Source organism: Xanthobacter sp. DMC12, from assembly GCF_056314105.1.
Genome location: NZ_JBQUYZ010000001.1, coordinates 1256269 through 1279447 on the forward strand (window position 1 = coordinate 1256269; position 23179 = coordinate 1279447).

The window sequence follows — 23179 nt, forward strand, 5'->3', positions numbered from 1 at the left end:
AGGCCAGCCTCAGGCGAGCGCCATGAGGCTGGCATTGCCACCCGCCGCAGCGGTGTTGACCGATACCGATCGCTCTTCCAGCAGCAGGTTCGCCGGATAGGCGAAGGGAGAGGATGCGATCTCCTCGACCGAGGCCGCATGGAGCGGCACGATGGGTCCGTCGCGCTCCGCAATGGCACGGGCAACGGAGCGCAGGCGCTCCCCCTCCCCTTCCACCAGCGCGACGGCGACCGCCTCGCCTTCAGGGGCGAGCCGGGCAGCCACAGGCTCCGGCACTGTGGCAAGCACGCCGGCCAGGGCCGCCGGGGCGTCGAGCATTGCGCGATTTCCAGTGGCGAGCGCGGTGCCAAATTGCCGGATCAGTCCCGTTTCCGTCTCCGGCATCAGCAGCACTATGCCGCGGCTGCGCAGCTCGTAAATGTTGCGTTCGCCCACCGGACCGGGAAGCTCCAGCGTCAGCCCGAGGGGACTGCGCGCGATGATCGCCCGCATCGCTTCCGCATCCGCCGTGCGGCCCGTCCCCTCAAGCCAACCCACGAACGCGAGCGCCGCTGGATCGGGTTGCCCCGCCCCCAGGGTGAACTGCGGCCCACGCACCAGCCGCGAAAGATAGAGCGGCCCGCCAGCCTTCGGCCCGGTGCCGGAGAGGGCGCGCCCCCCAAACGGCTGCACCCCGACCACCGCGCCGATGATGTTGCGGTTCACGTAGAGATTGCCGGCCTCGATCCGCTCCGTCACCGCAGCCACGGTTGAGTCGAGACGCGTTTGCAGGCCGAAGGTCAGGCCATAGCCTGTGGCATTGATGGCCGAGACCAGCCGGCCGAGATCGCGGCGCCGCCAGCGCAGCACATGCAGCACGGGCCCGAACACCTCGCGGCCGAGATCGGCCAGGGACGAAATCTCAATCAGCGTCGGGGCCACGAAGGTGCCCTGCGCCGTCTCGGACGGCAGTGGCGGGCTATGGACGGGGCATCCCTTCGCTGCCATTGCCGAGACGTGCGCCTCGATCCCCCGGCGCGCCTCGGCGTGGATCACCGGCCCCACGTCCACCGAGAGGCGATCCGTGCGGCCGGTCTCCAGTTCCGCCATGGCGCCCTTCAGCATGGCGAGCAGGGTATCGGCAACCTCGTCCTGAAGACACAGAACCCGCAACGCGGAACATCGCTGGCCCGCACTGTCGAAGGCGGAGGCGAGAACGTCCGCCACCACCTGCTCGGGCAATGCGGAGGAGTCCACGATCATCGCATTCTGTCCGCCGGTCTCGGCAATTAGCGGCACCGGCCGGCCATCCGGTCCCGGCCGCCCGGCCAGCGAACGGGCGATCAGTCGCGCCACCTCGGTCGAGCCGGTGAACATCACCCCCGCCACCTGGGGCGCCGACACCAGCGCTCCGCCGATGCGGCCATCGCCGGGCAGAAGCTGCAGCACGTCGGCGGGGATGCCGGCCCCGTGCAGGAGGCGCACCGCCTCGGCCGCCACAAGCGGCGTTTCCTCCGCTGGCTTCGCAAGCACGGGATTGCCCGCAGCCAGCGCCGCGGCCACCTGGCCGGTGAAAATGGCAAGGGGGAAATTCCACGGGCTGATCGAGGCGATAGGGCCGAGCGGGCGATGGGCGGGAGTGAGGCGCGCCTCCGCTTCACCGGCATAATAGCGCAGGAAATCCACCGCCTCGCGGACCTCCGCCACCGCGTTGGCGGCCGACTTGCCGGCCTCGCGCATGATGAGGCCCATGAGGCCCATCATTGCCGCCTCCATGGCGTCTGCCGCGCGCCGAAGCAGCACTCCTCGTTCAGCCGGGACAAGGGCGGCCCAATCGGTCGCGGCCGAAGCCGCGCGGGCGACGGCGCGCGCCACATCCGGGACGGTCGCGTCGCGCACTTCGCCCACAATATCGCGATGGTCGCCGGGATTCCGCACCAGCCGCGGGGCCGCGCCTCCAGATGCGGGCGAGGCCACCGTCCATGTGGCCGCCTGAGCGGCGAGGTGCGACGAAAGCGTGCCGAGCGTCCCGTCGTCGGCAAGATCCAGCCCGGCCGAATTCACTCGTTCCCCATAGAGGGCGCGCGGGGCAGCGATGCCCGGATGGGGCGCGCCCGGCACCGGCATGGAGGCGACGACCTCGGCCGGATCGGCGATGAGGTCCTCCACCGGGACGGCGGGGTCACGGATGCGGTTGACGAAGGACGAATTGGCGCCGTTCTCGAGCAGGCGCCGCACCAGATAAGCCAGGAGAGTCTCGTGGGTGCCCACCGGCGCATAGATGCGGCAGGGCCGGCCAAGGGGGCCGACGACCTCCTCATACAGCGGTTCGCCCATGCCGTGCAGGCACTGGAACTCATAGTCGCCGATGCGGAAGTCCGGGCCAGCCAGGTCGTGGATTGCGGCGAGCGTCTGGGCATTGTGGGTGGCGAACTGGGGGAAGACCGCATCCCTCGCCGCGAGCAGCTTGCGGGCGCAGGCGATGTAGGAGAGGTCGGTGTGGACCTTGCGGGTGAAGACGGGGAAATCCGGCATCCCGTCCACCTGCGCGCGCTTGATCTCGGCATCCCAATAGGCGCCCTTCACGAGGCGCACCGCAATGCGGCGTCCGGTCCGCCGGGCGAGGTCGACGACAAAATCCAGTATCGCCGGGCAGCGCCGGCCGTAGGCCTGCACCACGAAGCCGATGCCGTCCCAACCGGCCAGCTCCGGCGCGGCACAAAGCGCCTCAAGCAGGTCCAGGGAGAGTTCGAGCCGGTCCTGCTCCTCGGCATCGATGGTGAGGCCGATGTTCCAGCGCCGCGCCTCGACGACGAGCACGAGGAGGCGCGGCAGCAGTTCGCCCATCACCCGCTCCGCCTTGGCCCGGGCGTAGCGCGGATGCAGCGCCGACAGCTTTACGGACAGGCCCGGCCCGCGGACGATGCCGCGCCCGCCCGAAGCCGCGCCGATGGCGGTGATGGCACGGTGGTAGGCCTCGAAATAGCGCGTGGCATCCGCCGCCGTCATGGCCGCCTCGCCCAGCATGTCGAAGGAATAGAGGAAGCCCTCGCGCTCGCGCCTCCGGGCACGGCCTAACGCCTCTTCGATGTTGCGGCCCATGACGAACTGCTCGCCCATGACGCCAATGGCCGCATCCACCGCACGACGGATCACCGGCGCGCCGCAGCGGGCGACGAGGCGCGTCAGCGCCCCGGAGAGACTGTGCGTATCATCCGCCAGGGCGAGGTGCCCCGTGACGAGAAGGCCCCAGCTGGCCGCATTCACGAATAGCGACTGGCCGCCGCCCACATGCGCTCGCCAATCGCCGGAACCGATCTTGTCGCGGATCAGCGCATCGCGGGTGGCGGCATCGGGAATGCGCAGCAGCGCCTCGGCCAGGCACATGAGGGCAATACCCTCGCGTGAGGACAGGTCGAACTCCTGCACCAGTTCCTCCACCATCGAGCCGCGGGGCTTGTGCCGCAGACGGGCGACGAGGGCACGGGCGTGGGTGCCGACGCGCACGCGCTGCCCGGGGGAAAGCCGCGCCTGCGGCAGGAGCGCGGCGACGCATGTCTCCTCAGGCACCCGTGTCATGGCGGTGATGGCCTGCCGGAGGACCCCTCGGGGCGCTGGCGGAGGAGCGAAGTCCGCGAACAAGGGCGGGCGGACCGTCTCGCGAAGCGGGCTAAAAACTGCGGGCGCTGGCATCTGAGGCACCTTTCGTCGCGTCTTTCGAGCGATCTCGAACAGGCCTAAATGCTAACCCTGATGCCCGGAGGCGTTCTGACCGAAGATGGCCTCCATGATCCCGGAATTGACTTTTATTAGCTCAGATTGAAAATCGAATTTATGCAAATCGACTATATTTCCGATCAAATTGACGCATTCGATGCGCGCATCATCGCCGCCTTGGTGGAGGACGGGCGCATTTCCGTCACCGACCTTGCGGCGCGGGTCGGGCTGTCGCGCAGCCCATGTCAGGCGCGGCTGAAGCGGTTGGTGGACGAGGGCTTTATCCGCGGCTTCCGGGCCGTGCTCGATCCCGCGAAGCTGGGCCTCGACCACATCGCCTTCACCGAAGTGAAGCTCACCGAGACGACGGAAGCGGCGCTCACCGCCTTCAACAAGGCGGTACTGAAAATCCGCGAGGTGGAGGCCTGCCACATGATCGCGGGCTCGTTCGACTACCTGCTCAAAGTGCGCACCCGCGATATTCGCCGCTATCGAGAAGTGTTGGGGGAGAAGATCTCCAGCCTGCCCCACGTGGCGAGCACCTCCACCTACGTGGTGATGGAGCCGGTGAAGGACGACGGCGCGTAGGCGTATCGCCACCGGCCACCGCGTTTTGCGGCATTGCATCATGGCTCAGGTGGCGTTTCACTGGAGGGAATTTCCGGAGCCCGACCTTGCCCCATCCCCTGCCGACCCTCGAGACCCCGCTGCTCCGGTTTATCAAGGAGACCCACGCGGAATTCTCCCGCATCGACGAGGGCGAGGTCGCCTCCTACATCCCCGAACTGGGCAAGGCCAATCCCGACCATTTCGGCATCGCCGTTGCCACCACCGACGGGCATGTGTACGAGGCGGGCGACACGCAGGTGCCCTTCACCATCCAGTCGGTGTCGAAGGCTATGGTGTTCGCCCTGGCGCTCGATCTTCTGGGGGCGGAGCGGGTGGAGGCGGCCATCGGCGTCGAGCCGAGCGGCGAGGCGTTCAACTCCATTCGTCTGAGGGCCGACAACAAGCCGTTCAACGCCATGGTGAATGCGGGCGCCATCGCCTGTTCCGGCCTTATCGCGGAGAGCGCGGGGGACGAGGCGTTCGAGCTGATCCGCCAGGCCCTCGGCCGCTTCGCCGGGCGCGACCTCGGCGTAGACGCGGCGGTGTTCGAGAGCGAGCGCTCCACCGGCGACCGCAACCGTGCCATCGCCTATCTTCTGCGCACCTATGGCGGCGTCGCGGGAGACGTGGACCGGCTGCTCGACGTCTATTTCCGCCAGTGCTCCGTGCTCGTCACCGCGCGCGACCTCGCGGTGATGGGGGCGACCTTTGCCAATCACGGCGTTAACCCGCTCACCGGCGTCACGGTCGCCTCGAACTACGCAGTGGCGCGTACGCTGGCGGTGATGAGTTCGTCCGGCATGTACGACTTCGCCGGCGAGTGGATCTACCGCGTCGGCGTGCCGGCGAAGAGCGGCGTCGGCGGCGGCATTCTGGCTGCGTTGCCGTCCCAGCTCGGCCTCGGCACCTTCTCACCCCGCCTCGACATGCACGGCAACAGCGTGCGCGGCATCCGCACCTGCGAGGCCATTTCGGAAGCGTTCGACCTGCATATGCTGTCGCGACGGGACGATGTGCGGACCTGCATCGTCGCCGATTACGATTTCCGGACCGTACCGTCCAAACCCGGCCGGCAGCCGCACGAGCAGGACATCCTCTCCGCCCGCTCCGGCGCCATTCGGGCAATCGAGTTGGCCGGCAAGCTCTCCTTCGCCTCCATGGATTACGTGACCCGGCGGCTGACCGACCCAGCGGGCGTGCCGGAATTCCTCATCCTCAACCTGCACCGCGTCGCCACCATCACCGATGCGGGCCTCAGACTCCTCACCGGCCTCATCAAGAACCAGTTGCCCGCCGCCACCACCGCGGTGATCGCGGGCGTCGAAGCCACTTCACCCGTTGCACCGCAGCTGAAGGCGCTGCGGGAACAGGGCGTGCGCGTGCGCATCTTCCCCACCTACGATGCGGCGGTTGAATGGGCCGAGGACCAGGTGGTGTACCGCCATGGCGGCTTCTCCCGTATCGAGGTGGAAGCGGACCTCAGCCGGCAGGCGCTGCTCGCCGGCCTTTCCCCCCAGGAACTGGCCGACCTCTCACGCCTCGGCACTCGCGTGGTGTTCCCTGCCGGCACGCGGATCATTTCCGCCAACGAACCGCCGGCGCGGGTCTATTTTCTGTTGCGGGGCATGGTGAGCGCACGCTCCGGGGGCGACGTCCGCCTCTCCACCATGATCCCGGGCATGGTCTTCGGCGAGATGGCGCTCATCGAGCAGCCCCGCAGCACGGACGTCTGGGCCGATACGGAGGCGGTATGCGTGGAGGTCACGGCCGACCAGTTCCGCGCCTTCCAGGAAACCCATGCCCGCGCCGCCGACCGGATAATGCGCAACCTCGCCATCCTGCTCGCCGGGCGAATCCGCATGGCCACCGCCCGCATCGAGATGCTGACCGGATAGGCCTTTCGCATCATCGGCTTGGATGGCCGTCTCCTAGACGGATCGCCATTTGCCGGCCTAGCACTTTCGGCCAGCCTTGAGCGAAGCCCTTTACAACCCTCCGTTCCCCTCCCAGTCTTCTTCCAAACAGAAGAATTCGGGAGGTGAAGATGGTGGATACGGTGGAGAACCGGCCACAGGCTGTACCGGCGATGCCGGCGGTTCGGGCGGTGACGTTCGCGGACGTGAAGGCCTCGCTCATCGAGGGGTTGTCAGACTTCGCGCGGGCCCCGGCCTTCGGCCTCGTATTCGGCGGCCTTTATGCGGCGGGCGGCCTAACCATCGTCGCCTGTGTCATGTTCTTCGATGTGGGATATCTCGCCTATCCGCTGTTTGCCGGCTCGGTGCTGATCGGACCATTCGTGGCGGCCGGCCTCTACGATGTCAGCCGGGAACTGGAGGCGGGACGTCAACCCACCTGGAACGGCGTGATGGCCACCATCTTTGCCCAGCGCCAGCGGGAACTCGGGTGGATGGCGTTCGTCACCATCTTCGCCTTCATCATCTGGATGTACCAGGTGCGCCTGCTGCTGGCCCTGTTCCTCGGCTTCGCCTCCTTCGCCACGCTCAACGACTTCATCAAGGTGCTGTTCACCACTTCGGATGGCATCGCGTTCCTGGCCGTCGGCCATGTGATCGGGGCTGCGCTGGCGCTGGGCCTGTTCTCCATCACCGTCGTTTCGTTCCCGCTGCTGATGGACCGGGATCTCGATGTGGTGACGGCGATGATAACGAGCGTACAGGCGGTGCTCACCAGCCCCGGGCCGATGATCCTGTGGGGCATCTGCGTGGTGGCGCTGATTGCCATCGGCACCGCCCCCGCCTTCCTTGGGCTGATCTTCGTGTTGCCGGTGCTGGGGCATGCCACGTGGCACCTCTATCGCCGGGCCGTGGCACCGCTCTCCTGAGAGACGACGCCGACGTCAGGAGGCGTCGGTGTCCTTACCCTTGCGCTTCGGCTTGGGCGTTGCCGCATCGGAAACCCGCGCCGTCTTCGCCGTCGCCGCGGATCCGGCAGATTTGGCGGCTGCGGCTTTGGTCGCGGCTCCTGGGCCATCCGCGCTGCCGATGGGCTTCTGCGCGGACTTGGCCTTGGTCGCCTTGGGCTTCAAAACTTTGGCGGGCTTGGCGATCTTGGCGGCCTTCAAGACCTTCGGCGGCTTGGCTTCGCCCGTGGCCGGAATGGCATCGCCATCGTCCGGCATCAGCGCCCGCGACGCCACAACCTTCGCCTTGGCGGCCCGCGCCTTGGCTTCCTTATTCTTGGCCATCTTCGCTCGGGCGACGACCGTGCCCGCATCCTCGGCCCCGGCCCCATGCTCGAGTTGCCCGGGTGATGAGGACGAACGCACCGAGGCGGCAAGACTTTCCTGATCCGTTACAGATCGCGCCCCAGCCTTTGCGGACTTCCCCTTCTCCGCCTTGGCCTTCTCCGTCTTGGCCTTACCCGCCTTGGCCTTGGCCGGCTTATCATCGGCCTTCGCGACCTTGGCCTTGCCAGCCCGCGCCTTGCCCGCCTTGGCACCCGCTTCGCTGCCTTTAACCTGGTCGGCCTCGATCGCCTTCGATTTGGCCGCCTTCGCCTTGAGCACGGCCGGTTCGGCCACAGCGGCAGTGTCAGCCAGCTTCTCCTGCCAACGCCGGGCCATGATGTCCCCGAAGGATAGGATCAGCTGGGAGAGGTCTTCCTCCTGAACCGCCGCAGCGGCGGTCTCGATGGAGAACCAGAAGCCGTAGCGCTGGAACCGTTCCGGCCACTTCTGCAGCAGGCGCTTCACCTTGAGCGGGAAGACCAGCACGTCGCACAGCACGGAGCGGGTGCCGAGGCGCTTCTCATAAGTGTAGGCGCCGAGGGGTTCGCGGGAGACGACGCCGACAAGGCCGGCCTCCTCGTAGGACTCGCGCGCCGCCGTCTTGGGCGGGGTAAGGCCCTTGATCGGCCACCCCTTTGGAATCACCCAGCGGCGCGTTTCCCGGGAGGTGATGAGCCGAATCTGCACCTCGCCGTCGCGCCGCACGCGGTAGGGCAAGGCAGCATATTGCACTCGGCGCCCGCTCGAGACGCCCGCAGCAACCGGAATATGGGGCCAATCCGACCAAGGCGCCATTGACGATCCAGGAGCGGCGGAGCGTGAAAGACGAACCCGGTGACCGAGAACCCGTTCTTCCGCCCGCCGACGGCAGAATCGGTCATCAAGACTGATCTATCACAAAGCATTCCCCTGAAGAAATCGCCCCGGCCGCCGTTGCCGTTGCCTCACTGGGGTTCAGCTTCGTAGACCACGACGGTGCGCGCCCGCACCTCTATCTCACCCGCCTCCACCGGCACCGCCATGCGAGCCGCATCGGCTTTCATCATCATCGGCGCCGGCATGATCGGACCGCTGTGCTGCCCCTCGGGCTGGATCGACATGATGCGCGTGAGCCGAAGCCCCGCAGCCGCGGCGACGCCCTTGGCCTGCTCAATGGCGTCCTTCACCGAGGCCGTCCGCGCCTCGCCTTCCAGCCGATCCGTATCGGCGAGGGCGAAGGACAGGCCCGATGCCTGGTTGGCACCCGACTGCACCACCTTGTCCAGCAGTCCACCGAGCTTGCCGAGGTCACGCACCGTGATCCGGACCGAATTGCGCACCTCGAAGCCGATCAGCTTCGGCGCCTCGCGGGACGGCGGCTGTGGGAAGGACTGCTGCGGCTGGATGGAGAAGGACGAGGTGGAGATATCGTTTGGCGCGATCCCCGCCGCCTTCAGCGCCGCGATCACGTCCGCGACCGCCTTGGAATTGGCGGCGAGCGCATCGTCGGCAGTCTTCGCATTGCTCACGACGCCGGTCGTAAGCACCGCCATGTCCGGCGGGGCAGTGCGCGTTGCCTCTCCCACCACCGTGATCGTCGCCGCCGCAGCCACAGGCCCAGACACAGCCAGCGTTGCGGCGAAGGCCGCTGCAATCACGGCCGCAGTGCTGACCGCGGCACGCGGGAACGAAACGTAGCCGGCCGGCGAATGACGCATGGAGGTATCCTCGTTCGGCCCCGGCTATGCCCCGGGGGGAACGGCAGACGACCGCGCGAACGCGGCGCCATTGCGGCGAAGCCGCCGCCATCCCCACCCTAACGGCACTCTCCTCACGCGAGGGCTGGAATCTGTTGTTCCCGCGCGGCAGGATTGCTAGAGCAACACGCATAAGGCGTGCGGGGGCCTGTAGCTCAATGGTTAGAGCTGACCGCTCATAACGGTTAGGTTGCAGGTTCGAGTCCTGCCGGGCCCACCAGCTTCCGGGTTCATCAGAAACCCCGTGGGCAATTTTCCTTCTTTTCAGCCCGCCGTCCCCAATCGGCACGATCGAGGTTTTTGGGGACGCAGAGGATGATCCGTCGCGTCCATGGACGCGTGTCCGCATGGTGCCGCAGCCGATCGTGATCGACCGGCGCGAGCGGTAGCGAGACGACGACCTAGCTGGTATCCAATTCTTCTTTTGATTTGCTGCACTTGCACGCCTCGAAAACGTGCATTCTACGCGTGCGATTCCCAATTATGGGCCCCGCGGAGGGCCCGCTCTCACGCGATCAAACGTCGGGATTCGCATCGGGCGTTGGGGCTCTCGCGATGGAAACGGGCAGATGAATCGGCCGAAGCGATCTGGGGATCGACGTCACATTGCCAGCGGCCGGACGGTGAAAGTGCGATTCGATCTGGTCGCCGCACTGTTGATCGCCGGCACGGCCCCGGTATTTGCGGTCGATATGGCGGGTGCCGACACGGGAGCGCCGCCTTCGTTCTTTCAGGATGATTTCTGGACCCGGCCCTACCTCTTTGGGGATCTGGGACGGAGCCGGCTGAAGGAACAGGGCATCGACATCTCTGGCGGGCTCGTCAACGAAACGGTCGGGAACCTCTCGGGCGGCACGCACCAGACGGGGGCGAATGCGGGCCAGGCGTCCATTCAGGCCATCTTCGACATGGAGAAGCTGGCCAACATCACCGGCGGCACCTTCGGCATCACCCTCGTGGGCCGTTGGGGCGACAACCTCGCCGAAGTCGCCAACATTCCGGCCCTGATGCTGATGAACGAAGTCTACGGCCGCGGCAATATCGTTCGCCTCGTGGACTTTCACTACAATCAGGCCTTGTTCGACGGCGCCGTGGACATCAAAGTCGGCCGGCTCGCCGTCGGCGCCGATTTCGGCTTCGATCGCTGCGATTTCATTAATCTGACCTTTTGCGGCTCGGTTCCAGGAAATATAGCCGGGAACTACATCTTCAACTGGCCGGTGAGCCAATGGGGCGGCGTCGTGAAGCTCCATCTCACCGATGACCTGACCTTTTCAGCCGCCGTCTATGACGAAAACCAGACCTACCTGTCGGTTCAGGCGAAGTGGGCGCTGCTGCCCAGCTGGCCGTCCGGTTCCGAGGGCGCGCTGGTGCCCCTGGAGCTGAAATGGACTCCGACGCTCTGGAATCTGTCGGGCACCTACAAGATCGGCGGATGGTTCGATACCGCGACCGCGGATAACGCCGTCACCAGCATCAACGGGCAGCCCCAGCTCATCTCCGGGCTTCCCTATGCCCAGGATTATGGGCGATACGGCTTCTACGTTTCCTTCATCCAGCAGCTGACGGGCAACGCCACGGGGCCGAACCCGAAGCAGGGATTGTGGAGCTTCTTCAACTTCACCTATGCCGACCCGCGGACCTCCACGCAGCTCTATCAGGTGGCATGGGGCATTCAGCAGCACGGCACGTTCGCAAGCCGGCCCGATGACGACATCGGTTTCGCCATCGGAACGACCGGGATCAATCCGCGGCTCGCAACGGCGCAGGCTGAGGCCAATTGGCTGGGGCTCGGCCCGGGCTATGTGCAGCACAATGAATATGTGCTGGAAGCCTACTACGGGTTCCAGGCCACGGGGTGGCTGAACCTGAAGGCCTCCCTGCAATACGTCATCGATCCCGGCGGCTACACCTCGCCCGTCAACGAGAACGCCTGGGTGGTGGGCCTGCGCACAACGGTTGCCTTCTGAGGGAGGAGCCACGGGCATCGCCCGAAGCTCCGCCCCGTAGGCGCCCGCACATGGCGGAGCGGTGAGTGGTTTCCGGCCTGCCGGGTGATCCTGACCTTCCTTCCCCTTCAGCCCGGATGCTGTGAGGAGGCGCGCGCCGCCTTCACCACCTCGGCGGCGGTCGGGGGATTGGCCGGGTGCCAGCTCAGACAAAGGGCGGTCTCGATCTTGACCGGCCGACGCACGCCTTCCGTAGAGAAGTAGAAGACACCACGCCCCAACCGGGCCAGATCATCGGCCGCACCACCCTTGGCGGCCATGAGATCACGCGTCGCCTCGATGGTCGCAGGCGAACTCATGCGGCCGTACATATGAGTGGTGCAGTTGGAGACGATGCCGCTGTCGATGCCCCGCGGCAGCTGGGTCGCGAACACCATGCCGAGCCGATACTTGCGCGCCTGCGCTGCCAGCGAGCGGGTGCTCGCCTTGCAGGCCGTATTGGCCTGGGATGGCGCAAAGTTCTGTGCCTCGTCCAGCACGTAGAGCCGCCCGGAGGGGCTCGGGTTCTGCTTCACCCATGTGAACAGCGTCATCTGCAGCTGGTTGACGAACGCCTGCTTCGCTTCGTCGGTGGCAAGGCCGGCGAGGTTGATGACGGAGATACGCGGCCGCCCCGGATCGCGCCCATGAAAGAGGCGCCTGGGATCCAGCTTCGGCCCACTCGACTGGAGCAACGGATTGGTGGCGATGGCCGCGCGCAACTGGTCGGCCATGTCGCGGGCGAGCTTTTCGGCATTGCCGATCTCGCTCAACCCCTCTGGAAGTTCGGACAGCAGGGCCACGAAGTCCTTCAACTCTCGTCCGCCGCTCAAGGCAAAGTGGCACAGAGCGTCGGCGAGAACCCCCTGCTTCAGGATTGCCTTCTGGCCGCCGCCGCCGAGGTAGGGGGTGAGCGTGGCGCGCGCCATTTCCACCGCCTGGCTACGCTCGTCCTCGCTCTCGGCGTCACGGCCGTTGCCGATGGCGGCGAAGTCCGGCAGGAGGGCGAGGGAGAGCGGATTGCCGCTGGAGACGCCGGGGGTCCAGACCACCACCTCCACGCCAGCGTGGTACGCCTCAGCCTTCACCACGTCCTCGGAAGAGAAGGATTCCGGCACTTGGGGCCACGCCTCGCCGAGGCGGGCGAGGTCGTTGTTGATGTCGAGCACGATGGCGGGAATGCCGAGGAGAGCCGCCTCCTCCACCAGACGCCGCAGCAGGACCGTCTTTCCGGATCCGGAGCCCGCGAAAATCGCCACATGCCGGGGCAAGAGGGAAGCTGCGAGTTCCACCGTTTCTCCCCCGCCTTGCGGAGCGACCCGGCGGCCGACCACGATCTGCGTCGCCGCGCCGGACGGGGGCACCAGCGGCTCCGGAGCAGGACGCGCCGGACGGGGATCGACGGGGGGCGCGGCGACCTTGCCGGACGGGATACTGACAGGCGTTCCGGGCGGGGGCGGTTCGGGCGCAGCGCCGAGAAAGGCGGGTGGCGCGAGGCCGGCAGCCTTGAACAGAGGCGCGTCGTACAGCGGATTGCTCTGCTTCAGCCAGGCAGCGAAGTCTGGACGGCCAGCGAGCGAGCGCAGGGCCAGGAAGGCTCGCAGGTCGTCCTCGCCGGGCGCGATGAAGCGACCGCCCGCCTTTTGGAACTCCTCTGTCAGCTGCCGCGACTTCGGCCCCTGCGGCGGTTCAGTCGAGCGCAGCAGCACAAGGTGACGCCCCTTCAGCTTCGAGCCGATTCCAGAAGCCGTCATGGCCGCCTTGATGCGGGATTGATAGGCGAGGTGGTTGGGATGGGGCAGCAGTCGGAAACAGTAATGCTGCTCAAGATCGCCCTGGGCGCGGAAAGTGAAGGACAGCCGGCCGTGGAGCGGCGGCGTCTTCTGGTTCGGGTAGAATTGGACCCCCGCATCCACGTCCTCCGGCAGATCAAGCTGTTGCTCGAAAAGGCCGAGGGCATAGGCGAAGAGGTCGCGCATCTCGTCCTCCCGATCGGGATCGAGAAGGCCGGACACATCCGCCTCTGCGCGAGCCTGGACATAGGCGGCCTCGAGACCGGAGATCGTGGGGATGGTGGCCGGCGGCTGCCCCCCACGCGTGAATGTGGACAATTCCTCGACGTCGCCACCGGCGACACATGCCAGGCGATGGGCCTCGCAGCGCCGGAGCAGTTCGCGCGGCGAGAGACCGACCGCCTCGGCGAAAGCCTCGGGCCGGAACGGCCAGGTGGGATAAGGTGGGGTGAAATTGCGCGGGCCATAGGCAGCGACGAGACGCGCTCCGACCAGCGCAGAAGCACGTTCGGAATCGGGCAAGGCCTGCAGGGACGTCGGCGGACGGAAGCGGGCATCCACGGGCACGCTCGAGGTTTGCTCGATCACCTGCCATGTGGCCTCAAGACACGACAGGACGACCACCGCGCGATATTTCACCTCGTGGAGGTCCATCAGGCCCTGCGCCAGCGCCTCCAGGATGGATCGCGCCTCTGCCTTCTCCCCCTCCGACAGGTTTTCCGCCGCCTTTGAACTGGCGTTCGCGGCACTGACGATGGCGTCGATCTGGTCCACCGCAATCAGTGTTGGCCCCACGAGGCTCATGAGCCAGCACAGGCCTTTTACGACGGAAATGGGTGAGTTCTGGCCGACGAAACCGAACTGGCCCGCGTCCTGCGCCGTCGAGGGCATGCCCTGCAGCCACGCATGCGCGATGCTCTGCTGATCGAGGTCGCTGGATGTCAGGAGAATGAGGGCGGTCAACACGTAGCGATGTTCGAGCGTGCCCTGCCGGTCATACCGGGCGAAGGAGTTGAGGAATAGCGCCGATATGTCGTTCATGGCCTTGCGCGGGTCGTCATCGTGACGGCGCGCGATGGTGCCGACCTGCCCGGCGATGCCCAGTTTGTCCGCCAGCTTCAGGATCAGGAGGTCGTGCTGCGTCATGCCTTCCGCGCGCAGGGCCAGAAGCGAGTTCAGGAAACCGAGCGCTATGGACGACCAGAAATCCTTCACCCCCACGAGGTCGAGGAGAACGAACCAGCCATCGCGCTCCCAGACCCCGGCCCGCAGCCGGCCGACCAGATGGGTCTTGCCATAGCCAGCCGGCCCCACAATGACGCGGCCGAGCGGCTCCGGCTCGGGCTTTTCCTCCGCCGTCCGCTCCTCGAAGTAGGACAGGATGTCGTCGATGCAGCCTTCATGCAGCGCCGTGACCTGATGGGGCGGATCGCGCCAGACGCTGCGCAGCTGCCGGGTCCAGTCGAAGCTTGCGGCGCGGAAAGCCGCCAATCCCGGTGCGCCGGGCTTCTCCCTCGCTCGCGTCATCGCTCGATCCACAGGATGTGGCGGGGCTCGCCGGCGATCTCGACCGCCGCGGCGCGATCCGCCTCGGTGATCTCGGCGCGATTGTCGATGCGGTAGAGGCGGGCAGCGCCCTCCGTCTGCATCGCCTTCAACGCGGCGTCGAGGACCGCTTCGGACACGTCGGAGAGGTGAGGCCGCAAATTCTTCAAGAGCGCCCGCGTGTTGAGGCGGCCACCCGTCACATCGAGATAGGCAGCGCGGATGCGCGCGGGAAGGTTCGATGCCTCCTCCTCTCCCCCTTCGCCAAATCCGCTCCCGATGGCCGGGCCGGACGTGGGCGACGGGCCGCCTTGAGGGCCGAGCAGGTCCGCGAGCGCAATCTCCTGCGCTGCCATGTAGGCGGAAAGGCGCTTCAGCACCGCGCGCAGCACCGCCGAGGCGCCTTCCGCGTCCTCGGGCAGCAAGGCGTGGAGGGCGGCGCCGCCGGCATCCCAGCCCTTGTCCGTGACCTCTATCACATTGGCCCGTCCCCGTTTCGTGGTGCGGATCCAGCCCTCGCGCTCCAGCGGACGGCGCACCGCGGGGTCTGGCACCGGGCGCAGATCCTTCTGCGCGGCGCCGCCGTCGGGATGCGCGAGCAGGGCCAGCAGGAGCAGCCCCTGGCGTTCTTTCAGCCGGCTTTCGGGGGATCGCGTCGGTTTGGTCATCGCCTTGGTTGCCACCTATCTCTCCCCAAGCAAGACCTGCCGGCGGTGCCGGACCAGGTCGCGAATCTTTTCCAGCGCCAGCCAGCAGTCCTGGGCGATCTCGTCGTTGGCGAGACGCAGCACGGCGTAGCCGGACAGGGTCAGCTCGAAATCGCGATGGCGGTCGCGCTGGAAGGCGGCGCGGGTGCCGTGGTCGGCATAGCCGTCCAGCTCCACCACGAGCCGCCCCTCGGCCCACAGGAGGTCGACCCTCGGGCGGGATCCCCGCACGGTTTGAACGGGAAGGTTGAAGCCGAACAGCGGGGCCAGTTCCGCATCCGCCTCGATGAGCCGGGCGAGATGCTGTTCCAGGGCGCTCAACGGGTGGGGACGGCCGCGCCACGGGATCAGCCACGGCCCGTCCGGCTCCGCCCTAACCTCATGTCCATTCACATGATTTTCCGGTGGGGCGATGTCCGCTTCGTCGGCAAGGCGCCAGGCCCCGTGGCGGATACGGTCGAAGGGCGAAAGCTCGGCGGGGGGGCTCGGGAAACAGCGCCACCACCGCCCCGTGGAGATGGCGCGCGATCCATTCCAGCCCTGCGACAAACGCCTCCGCCCTCGCGGCGGGAAGGGGTTGCGGCACCTCCACGACCAGCACCAGGCCATCCGGTCCGATCACCCGGGACAGCTGGTCGAGCTGCGTCCCGGCGGGCGTCCGGGGCACCTTTGGCGGCCGGTTTTCCAGCGCCAGCAAGGCTCCGGCCTCGATCCAGGCGGACAGGACGCCGGGGTGGCCGGCTGCGGTGCGGCGCGCGGCCGCCGTGACGGCCAGGCGGGCGAGCGTGTCCGCCCCCTGGGCGGGGAAGCTCACGTCATCATACCAGACGGGCCACATGCGGAGGGCAATGTCGGCCAATCGGGTGAGGAGATTTTCGGCCACCGCCTCGGGGGTGTCGGCCGGCGCGAGGGGAAGAAAGAGCAGCCGCGGCGCGCCGGATGGAAGCTCCATCTCATTGAAGAGAGAGCATAATTGCGAAAGCTCGACGCCATCCACGCAGACGATGCCGCCCTGCGGCGCCCCGAGGAGGACAGCCGCGAGGGCCGGCGCCGACAGGCGATCGCGTGCGACTTTGTCCCCCAAAAGGTTGCTCCCCAGCCTTGAGACGACCAGAACGCGCAACGGATCGATACCGGGGACATGACGTAGGTGCAACCGCGCTTTTGCCGCATCCGGCGTCCGACTGACTCGCCCCTGAACAGTGCGGTTCGGGTGCCTTTCACCAGGGGAATCGGTATGGTTCGGTGGGGTTTCGGCGGCGAGTCAGTCGAAGGTTCGGCATATTCCGACCGAACCCGCCACGGAACGGATGAAGAGCCGCAAATATGAACGCCTGGGTTGCAGCCGGAGTTGCAGTGGTGACCATGGCCTTTGCCATGGGGATCGGGATGGCCATCGGCAGTCGCCTCTCGCAGACACGCTACGAAGACGGGTCGATCAAGAATTTGCGCACCAGCGTCGCCATCATCGCGACCATGTCTTCGCTTCTGCTTGGCCTCATGGTGAATTCGGCCCGCTACAACTTCAGCGACGCCTATTCCGACGTACAGAAATACGCGGCCGTCCTTCAGATCACCGATCTCAACCTGCTCAGCTTCGGCGCGCCCGCCTGTCCGCTCCGGGGCAACCTTCAGGCCTATGCGCGCCAGCTCGTGGCGGAGACGTGGACGGCCGGCGAGGATGAAGCCTCGTCCGGCGCCGCGCAGGTGTCGGCGCTCACCGCGCTCCTCGGCTTCGATGCCGGGGTGCGCAACCTCAAGGCCGAGACGGCCGACCAGCAGGAGGTGCGAGGCACCCTGCTCGGCCTGTCGCGGCAGTTGGTGGAGTATCGCTGGAAGGTCACGGGCGTCGCCCGCACAGCCACCCCCGTCACCTTCATCGTTGTGGTCATCTGCTGGTTTGCGCTGATCTTCCTCTATTCCGGCGTCTTCGCGCCGCGGAGCGCGCTGGTCCTCGTCGGCCACGGGCTGGGCATGGTCGGCATCGCCGCCGCCATCTTCCTGGTCATGGAAATGGGCCAGCCCTTCACCGGGCCGATCAAGGTGTCCCCCGCCCCGGTGGAGCGGCTGCTGGCGCGCATGCAGGCGGAGCCCTGCCCCGCCGTCGCGCCGCAGGGCTGAAACAGCGACGGCCGGATCGCAAGACGCGACCCGGCCGTCGTAAACCCTTGAGAATGCGCGATCAGTTCAGGCGCGGCTGCTGGGACGTGCCCTTGTACCAGTCGAACGCCTTGCCCTCGGTGGAGAGCATCACCGACTTCACATCGAAGTGGTCGTTGAAGCTCTCGATGCCGAACTCACGGCCGATGCCGCTGTCGTCCACGCCGCCCCACGGCGACGCCGGATCGAGGCGGTGGTGATCGTTGATCCAGACGATGCCGGCCTTCACCTTCGCCGCCACGCGATGGGCGCGGTGGACATCGCGGGTGCGGATGGCGGCGGCGAGGCCGAACGGGCTGTCGTTGGCAATGGCGAGCGCCTCCTCCTCCGTCTCGAAGGGGATCACCACGGTGAAGGGGCCGAACACCTCCTCGCGGGCGATGCGCATGTGGGGCGCCACATCCGCGAACACGGTGGGCTCCACGAAGAAGCCGTTCTCGTGGCCGGGCACGATGCGCCGCTGGCCGCCGGCGACGAGGCGCGCGCCATCGTCATGGCCCGCCTGCACGAAGGAGAGCACGCGGTCGAGTTGGCGCTGGGAGACCACCGGGCCGAGCTGGGTCTCGGGATCGCACGGATCGCCGATGCGGATGGCCTTGGTCTTGGCGGCCAGGCGCTCCACGAACTCGTCATAGATGGTCTTCTGCACGATGTGCCGGGCGGCGCAGACGCAGGTCTGGCCGGCGCCCACGAAGGCGCCGAAGGCGGCATAGTTCACCGCTTGCTCCACGTCGTAATCGTCGAACACCATCACCGGCGTCTTGCCGCCCAGTTCCAGCGTCTGGTGGGCGAAGACCTTCGCCGCCGCGGAGCCGGCGATGCGCCCGGCCTCGGTGCCACCGGTGAGCACCAGCTTGTTGATATCGTGATGCTCGGCGAGGAAGCGGCCGGAATTGCCGCCGATGCCGTTCACCACATTGAACACGCCGGGCGGCAGGCCGTTGTCGCTCATCAGCTTGGCGAGACGCAGCGTGGTCAGGGGCGTGTATTCGGAGGGCTTCACCACCGTGGTGCAGCCCGAGGCGAGCACCGCCGCCAGCGACTTGCACAGGATCATCAGCGGGTGGTTGAAGGGCGTGCAATTGGCCACCACGCCGATGGGCGTGCGGCGGGTGTAGTTGAGGTAGTTGCCTTCCACCGGGATCACGTCGTCGCGGCGGGCGAGGGCGAGGCCGCCGAAATAGCGCAGGAAGTCCGGCAGGCGGCCGAGCTGGGCGCGGGTCTCGTTCACCGGCCGGCCGTTGTTCTGGGTTTCGAGCTGGTACAGCTCCGGCAGCGCGGCCTCGAAGGCGTCGGCGATGCGGTTGATGAGCTTCACCCGCTCGCGGATGGCCATGCCGCCCCAGGCGTCACCATTGAAGGCGGCGCGGGCGCTTTTCACCGCCGCATCGACGTCCTCGCGGGTGCTGTCGGGAATGGTGGCGATGACGGCGCCGGTGGCGGGGTTCTTCACCTCCACCGTGCCGCCGCCGATGCTCTCCACCTCGCGGCCATCAATGAAATTGCCGCGCGCCGCGATGGCGATCTCGGCTTTGGCGTTCATGGCGTTTCTCCGGTTTTTCTCAAAGGACGACGGCGTGGCGCGACAGGGCCGCGACCACCCGCTTTTCGGCATCGGCGATATGGTCCCGCAGCAGGCGGGCGGCCTTGCGGCCGTCGCGGGATTGCAGCGCCTCGATGATGGCGACGTGTTCGGCAATGAGCCGGTCGGGGTCGCGCCCCTGCATGGTACCGATGCTGACCAGCACCAGCCGGTCCGCCTGCGCGACCAGATCCACCACCTCTTCCCGCATGCGGCGGTGGGGCGAGCACATGGCCACCGCGACATGGAAGGCGCGGTTGTAGCGGATGAAATCCGACTTTGACGCATCGAAGGTGCGGAACACGTCGAGGGCGGCCAGCACCTCGTCGGTCGCATGGCGGGCGGCATCGGCCGCGCAGGCCGGCTCCATCACCTCGCGGAAGCGGAAGATGTCGCGCGCATCGGCCAGCGACACCGGATTCACCCGGTAGCCCTGGCGCGGCAGCACGGTGATGAGGCGCTCCTGCTCCAGCCGAAGCAGGGCCTCGCGCACGGGCTGCTTGCTCACCTCGAAGCGGCCGGCCAGCTCCTGCTCGCGCAGCTCCTCTCCGGGCTGGAGACGGCAGCCGAGAATCTCCTCCTTGAGCCGCGCATAGACCGCGTCCCGCAGCAGGCCGGAGCCGCCGATGGCCTTATCAGAGGCGATGTCTTGATCCATCAACATATTTCATGCCCTGAAATTCTCGCCGCATCTTGGAGGAGTGATAACGACAGAACAACGGAAAAATGGCGCTTGACGGCGGTTTTCGGTTCTGTCTGAAATATCACGACAAAAAATTTTGCCGTCAAGAGCATCTCAGGGAGAGCAAAAATGCCCACACTCACCAAGCGCACCGCGGCCTGTTCGTGGCTCGCCGCGACGGCGCTGTCCGCGCTGATGGCCGTGCCCGCGGCGGCGCAGCAGCCGCCCATCAAGGTCGGCTTCATGACGGTGCGCTCCGGCGCGCTGGCGGCCGGCGGCAAGCAGATGGAGCAGGGCATGGAGTATTGCCTTGCCGAGCGGAACGGCATGATGGGCGGCCGCAAGGTGGAGCTCATCACGGTGGACACCGCCGGCCAGCCGGCCACCACCAAGACCCGCGCGCAGGAGCTGGTGGAGCGCGAGCGCGTCAACGCCATCATCGGCCCGCTCGCCGCCTTCGAGGCGCTGGCCATCGACGACTACATCCGGCAGGTGGGCGTGCCCGTGATCTCGCCCTCGGCGGCGGCGGAAGACCTCACCCAGCGCAAGCAGAACCCATGGTTCGTGCGCGCCGTGGGCACCTCCGCCCAGGCCAACCACGCGCTCGGCGAATATGCCGCCAAGGACCTGAAGCTGAAGCGCGTCGTCACCATCGGCGACGACTTCGCCTTCGGCCACGAGGCCACCGCCGGCTTCCAGCGCGCCTTCGAGGACAATGGCGGTCAGGTGGTGCAGAAGCTGTGGCCGCCGCTGAACGTCGCCGATTACGGCAGCTACATCAGCCAGATCCGCACCGACGTGGATGCCGTCTACGCCGCCTTCGCCGGTGGCAACGGCCTGCGCTTCCTCCAGCAGTACGCCGAATACGGCGCGCCGGTGAAGGTGATCGCGCAGATGACCACGGTGGACGAGGGCATCCTCAAGTCCATGGGCAAGGAGGCGGTGGGCGTCATCTCCTCCGGCTGGTACACCGCGACCCAGGACGTGCCCGGCAACAAGGAATTCGCCGCCGGCATCCGCGCCAAATACGGCGCCGATCCCGGCTACTACACCGCCGGCGCCTATGCCGCATGCGCCTTCCTCGATGCGGCCGTGAAGGCCGTGGACGGCAAGGTGGAGGACAAGCAGGCGCTCATGAAGGCGCTGCGCTCCGTGAAGCTGGAGAAGGGCCCGTATGGCGAGGTCACCCTCGACGAATACGGCAACCCCATCATGAACGTCACCATCCGCAAGACCGAGGAGAAGGACGGCCGGCTGCAGAACGTCGTCATCAAGACCTATCCGAAGGTGACGCAGTTCTGGATCTACGATCCCAAGGCCTTCCTCGCCGAGCCGGTCTACAGCCGCGACTACCCGCCGGCCAAAAACCTCGGGAAGTGATCCCGGGACCTGATCCCGGCTCCTCCTTCGGGCGCTCCCCAGCGGGCGCGCCCGATCCGGGCGTCGCACGGCTCATGCCCTGACCGCCGTTGCGACGCCTGGACTCTACATCCGCGCGGATCGCCACCTCCTGCTCGCGCCACTCGGGGAGTTTCCATGACCTTCTGGGTCAGCCAAAGCCTCAATGCCCTCGCGCTCGGCGGGCTGCTGTTCATGCTGGCGTCGGGCTTCAGCCTCATCTTCGGGCTGATGCGGGTGGCGAACCTCGCGCACGGCGCGCTGTTCATGCTCGGCGCCTATCTGGGCCTCGCCGCCGTGAAGGCTGGCTTCGGCTTCTGGGCGGCGGCGGCAGCGGCGGCGGTGGCGGTGGGGCTGCTCGGCGGCATCCTCGAGCGCACGCTGCTGCGGCGGCTCGCCGGGCGCACGCTGCCGCAGGTGCTGCTGACGCTGGGCCTCGCGTTCATCATCGCCGACGCCTGCCTGATGATGTGGGGCGGCGACCCCATGCGCCTGCCGCCGCCGCCGGAACTCTCCGGCGCCGTGCGGGTGGGGGATGCGGTGTTCCCGCGCTACCGGCTGTTCGTCATCGGCGCCTCGGCGGCGGTGGCGCTGGGGCTATGGCTGCTGGTGGAACGCACCCGCGCCGGCGCCATGATCCGCGCGGCGGTGGATGACGTGGGCATGGCCCGCGCCATCGGCGTCTCCGCCTCCACCCTGTTTACCGCCGTCTTCTGCCTCGGCACCGCTCTGGCGGGCCTCGGCGGGGTCATCGGCGGCCCCATCCTCTCGGTCTATCCCAGCCTCGATCAGGACATGCTGCCGCTGGCGCTCCTCGTCGTGATCCTCGGCGGTGCCGGGAGCCTCGTCGGGGCGTTCGTGGGCGCCTACGCCATCGGCTTCATCTACACGTTCGGACAGGTGCTCGTGCCCGACCTCGCCTATGTGATCCTCTTCCTGCCCATGATCGCGGTGCTCTCCGTGGCGCCGCAGGGCCTGTTCGGCCGGAGGCTCGGATGAGCGCGCGCGTCCTCCCCTTCGCGGTGGCGCTGGCCGCCATGGCCATGGTGCCGCTGTTCTCCTCCTCGCCCTTCTACGTGAACCTCACCAGCCAGGTGGCCATCGCCGCCATCGGCGCGCTGGGGCTCAACGTGCTGGTGGGTCATGCGGGGCTGAACTCCCTGGGCTTCGCCGTCTTCCCCGGTCTCACCGCCTATCTGGTGGCATGGCTCTCCACCGTGGGAGGCATCGATCCCGTAGCGGCGGCGCTGCTGGCGCTGGGCGGGACGCTGGCGGTGTCCGCGCTGTTCGCCCTCGTCGCCCTGCGCACCACCGGCCTCGGCTTCGTGATGATCACCATGGCGCTCTGCCAGATCGTCTGGGGCGCCGCCTATCGCTGGACCTCGGTGACCGGCGGCGACAACGGCCTCTCCGGCGTGCCGCGCCCCGGCGGCGCGTGGCTGCCGCTGGAGAAGCCGGAATACTTCCTGTGGCTCTGCCTCGCCGTGCTGGCGCTGGCGCTGATCCAGCTCGGCCGCTTCTTCGACAGCCCGCTCGGCGTCGCCCTGCGCGGCACCCGGGACCAGCCGCGCCGCATGGGGGCGGTGGGTTATGACGTGTGGCGCATCCGCTTCGTCGCCTGGATGCTCGCTGCCGCCTGGGGCGCCGCCGCTGGCCTGCTCTATGCGTGGTACCACCAGTTCGTCAGCCCCCACATGATGGCGGTGACCGCCTCCGCCGAAGTGCTGCTGATGGTGGTGGCGGGCGGCGCCGGCACGCTGGCCGGCCCGCTTATCGGTGCCGCGCTGGTGGTGCTGCTCAAGAACCTCGCCTCCATCTGGATCGACCGCTGGGTGATGCTGCTCGGCTTCACCTTCGTCGTCATCGTCCTCGTGATGCCCGACGGCATCGTCCCCGGCTTCAACCGCCTCACCGCATGGCTGAAGCGCGTGAAGCCGGCAGCCCCCGCCCCCAAACTCGTGCCGAGGGAGCGCGCCGATGGCTGAGCCGGCTCTCCGCATCGACGGCCTGACCAAGCAGTTCGGCGGCCTGCCCGC

The 23179-nt window shown here is 67.4% G+C and carries 17 protein-coding genes and 1 tRNA gene; 9 read left to right on the forward strand and 9 right to left on the reverse strand.

From position 1 onward, the window contains the following. Window positions 1–9 precede the first annotated feature (9 nt). A complete protein-coding gene (gene putA / locus ACT535_RS05825; RefSeq protein ID WP_476363643.1) occupies window positions 10–3672 on the reverse strand; it encodes a bifunctional proline dehydrogenase/L-glutamate gamma-semialdehyde dehydrogenase PutA in 3663 nt (1220 codons plus the stop codon). Between the two features lie 141 nt (window positions 3673–3813). On the opposite strand from putA, the gene ACT535_RS05830 reads away from it, so the two are divergent. The 3 genes from ACT535_RS05830 (at window position 3814) to ACT535_RS05840 (ending at window position 7147) form a co-directional block, all read left to right on the forward strand. After that, complete coding sequence (locus tag ACT535_RS05830) at window positions 3814–4284, forward strand: Lrp/AsnC family transcriptional regulator (RefSeq protein WP_476363644.1); 471 nt, start codon at window positions 3814–3816, stop codon at window positions 4282–4284. An 86-nt stretch (window positions 4285–4370) separates the two neighbouring features. Next, the gene (glsA, locus tag ACT535_RS05835; protein WP_476323158.1) at window positions 4371–6200 is read left to right on the forward strand and encodes a glutaminase A; all 1830 of its coding nucleotides are present in this window, start codon (window positions 4371–4373) and stop codon (window positions 6198–6200) included. Between the two features lie 149 nt (window positions 6201–6349). Continuing rightward, window positions 6350–7147: a DUF2189 domain-containing protein gene (locus ACT535_RS05840; RefSeq protein ID WP_476363645.1), complete on the forward strand. Its 798-nt coding sequence runs from the start codon at window positions 6350–6352 to the stop codon at window positions 7145–7147. Window positions 7148–7162: 15 nt separating this feature from the next. Here ACT535_RS05840 and ACT535_RS05845 read toward each other — a convergent pair whose 3' ends face one another. Continuing rightward, window positions 7163–8269, reverse strand: a complete 1107-nt coding sequence (locus ACT535_RS05845) for an NUDIX hydrolase (protein ID WP_476363646.1) — start codon at window positions 8267–8269, stop codon at window positions 7163–7165. A gap of 227 nt (window positions 8270–8496) precedes the next feature. Continuing rightward, window positions 8497–9249 (reverse strand): SIMPL domain-containing protein, encoded by a 753-nt coding sequence (locus ACT535_RS05850; protein WP_168460751.1) that lies wholly within the window; start codon window positions 9247–9249, stop codon window positions 8497–8499. A gap of 183 nt (window positions 9250–9432) precedes the next feature. On the opposite strand from ACT535_RS05850, the gene ACT535_RS05855 reads away from it, so the two are divergent. Both ACT535_RS05855 and ACT535_RS05860 read left to right on the forward strand, forming a co-directional pair. Further along, window positions 9433–9508: transfer RNA gene (locus ACT535_RS05855), tRNA-Ile, on the forward strand. A 349-nt stretch (window positions 9509–9857) separates the two neighbouring features. Continuing rightward, window positions 9858–11258 (forward strand): carbohydrate porin, encoded by a 1401-nt coding sequence (locus tag ACT535_RS05860; protein ID WP_476363647.1) that lies wholly within the window; start codon window positions 9858–9860, stop codon window positions 11256–11258. A gap of 107 nt (window positions 11259–11365) precedes the next feature. Here the strand turns inward: ACT535_RS05860 and ACT535_RS05865 are convergent, their stop codons facing one another. The 4 genes from ACT535_RS05865 to ACT535_RS05880 are packed head-to-tail and all read right to left on the reverse strand — an operon-like array spanning window position 11366 to window position 16444. Continuing rightward, entirely contained in the window at window positions 11366–14596 is a 3231-nt protein-coding gene (locus tag ACT535_RS05865) for a helicase HerA domain-containing protein (RefSeq protein ID WP_476363648.1), read from the reverse strand. Beyond that, window positions 14593–15297: a hypothetical protein gene (locus tag ACT535_RS05870; RefSeq protein ID WP_476363649.1), complete on the reverse strand. Its 705-nt coding sequence runs from the start codon at window positions 15295–15297 to the stop codon at window positions 14593–14595. The genes ACT535_RS05865 and ACT535_RS05870 overlap by 4 nt, the downstream gene beginning before the upstream one ends. Next, window positions 15298–15714 carry an endonuclease domain-containing protein gene (locus tag ACT535_RS05875; RefSeq protein ID WP_476363650.1) on the reverse strand — a complete coding sequence of 139 codons (417 nt, stop codon included), beginning with the start codon at window positions 15712–15714 and terminating at the stop codon, window positions 15298–15300. It abuts the gene before it with no gap. Then, window positions 15701–16444: a hypothetical protein gene (locus tag ACT535_RS05880; protein WP_476363651.1), complete on the reverse strand. Its 744-nt coding sequence runs from the start codon at window positions 16442–16444 to the stop codon at window positions 15701–15703. The genes ACT535_RS05875 and ACT535_RS05880 overlap by 14 nt, the downstream gene beginning before the upstream one ends. A 203-nt stretch (window positions 16445–16647) precedes the next feature. Between ACT535_RS05880 and ACT535_RS05885 the strand changes: the two genes are divergently transcribed. Beyond that, a complete protein-coding gene (locus ACT535_RS05885; protein ID WP_476363652.1) occupies window positions 16648–17442 on the forward strand; it encodes a bestrophin-like domain in 795 nt (264 codons plus the stop codon). Window positions 17443–17503: 61 nt separating this feature from the next. Here the strand turns inward: ACT535_RS05885 and ACT535_RS05890 are convergent, their stop codons facing one another. Both ACT535_RS05890 and ACT535_RS05895 read right to left on the reverse strand, forming a co-directional pair. Further along, window positions 17504–19024 carry an aldehyde dehydrogenase gene (locus ACT535_RS05890; RefSeq protein ID WP_168460759.1) on the reverse strand — a complete coding sequence of 507 codons (1521 nt, stop codon included), beginning with the start codon at window positions 19022–19024 and terminating at the stop codon, window positions 17504–17506. Window positions 19025–19043: 19 nt separating this feature from the next. After that, window positions 19044–19721 carry a GntR family transcriptional regulator gene (locus ACT535_RS05895; RefSeq protein ID WP_168460761.1) on the reverse strand — a complete coding sequence of 226 codons (678 nt, stop codon included), beginning with the start codon at window positions 19719–19721 and terminating at the stop codon, window positions 19044–19046. Between the two features lie 153 nt (window positions 19722–19874). On the opposite strand from ACT535_RS05895, the gene ACT535_RS05900 reads away from it, so the two are divergent. The 3 genes from ACT535_RS05900 to ACT535_RS05910 all read left to right on the forward strand — a co-directional run bounded on the left by ACT535_RS05900 (window position 19875) and on the right by ACT535_RS05910 (window position 23128). Beyond that, the gene (locus ACT535_RS05900; protein ID WP_168460763.1) at window positions 19875–21125 is read left to right on the forward strand and encodes an ABC transporter substrate-binding protein; all 1251 of its coding nucleotides are present in this window, start codon (window positions 19875–19877) and stop codon (window positions 21123–21125) included. Between the two features lie 156 nt (window positions 21126–21281). Continuing rightward, window positions 21282–22142, forward strand: coding sequence for a branched-chain amino acid ABC transporter permease (locus tag ACT535_RS05905; RefSeq protein ID WP_476363653.1), 861 nt, complete (start codon window positions 21282–21284; stop codon window positions 22140–22142). Next, complete coding sequence (locus ACT535_RS05910; protein ID WP_476363654.1) at window positions 22139–23128, forward strand: branched-chain amino acid ABC transporter permease; 990 nt, start codon at window positions 22139–22141, stop codon at window positions 23126–23128. Before ACT535_RS05905 ends, ACT535_RS05910 begins: the two co-directional genes overlap by 4 nt. The last annotated feature ends 51 nt before the right edge of the window (window positions 23129–23179 follow it).

Coding starts and splice junctions, on each gene's coding strand:
- putA (WP_476363643.1), bottom strand. CDS start 3,672: ATGCCAGCGCCCGCAGTTTTTAGCCCGCTTCGCGAGACGGTCCGCCCG.
- ACT535_RS05830 (WP_476363644.1), top strand. CDS start 3,814: ATGCAAATCGACTATATTTCCGATCAAATTGACGCATTCGATGCGCGC.
- ACT535_RS05840 (WP_476363645.1), top strand. CDS start 6,350: ATGGTGGATACGGTGGAGAACCGGCCACAGGCTGTACCGGCGATGCCG.
- ACT535_RS05850 (WP_168460751.1), bottom strand. CDS start 9,249: ATGCGTCATTCGCCGGCCGGCTACGTTTCGTTCCCGCGTGCCGCGGTC.
- ACT535_RS05860 (WP_476363647.1), top strand. CDS start 9,858: ATGAATCGGCCGAAGCGATCTGGGGATCGACGTCACATTGCCAGCGGC.
- ACT535_RS05865 (WP_476363648.1), bottom strand. CDS start 14,596: ATGACGCGAGCGAGGGAGAAGCCCGGCGCACCGGGATTGGCGGCTTTC.
- ACT535_RS05885 (WP_476363652.1), top strand. CDS start 16,648: ATGAACGCCTGGGTTGCAGCCGGAGTTGCAGTGGTGACCATGGCCTTT.
- ACT535_RS05890 (WP_168460759.1), bottom strand. CDS start 19,024: ATGAACGCCAAAGCCGAGATCGCCATCGCGGCGCGCGGCAATTTCATT.
- ACT535_RS05895 (WP_168460761.1), bottom strand. CDS start 19,721: ATGGATCAAGACATCGCCTCTGATAAGGCCATCGGCGGCTCCGGCCTG.
- ACT535_RS05900 (WP_168460763.1), top strand. CDS start 19,875: ATGCCCACACTCACCAAGCGCACCGCGGCCTGTTCGTGGCTCGCCGCG.
- ACT535_RS05905 (WP_476363653.1), top strand. CDS start 21,282: ATGACCTTCTGGGTCAGCCAAAGCCTCAATGCCCTCGCGCTCGGCGGG.
- ACT535_RS05910 (WP_476363654.1), top strand. CDS start 22,139: ATGAGCGCGCGCGTCCTCCCCTTCGCGGTGGCGCTGGCCGCCATGGCC.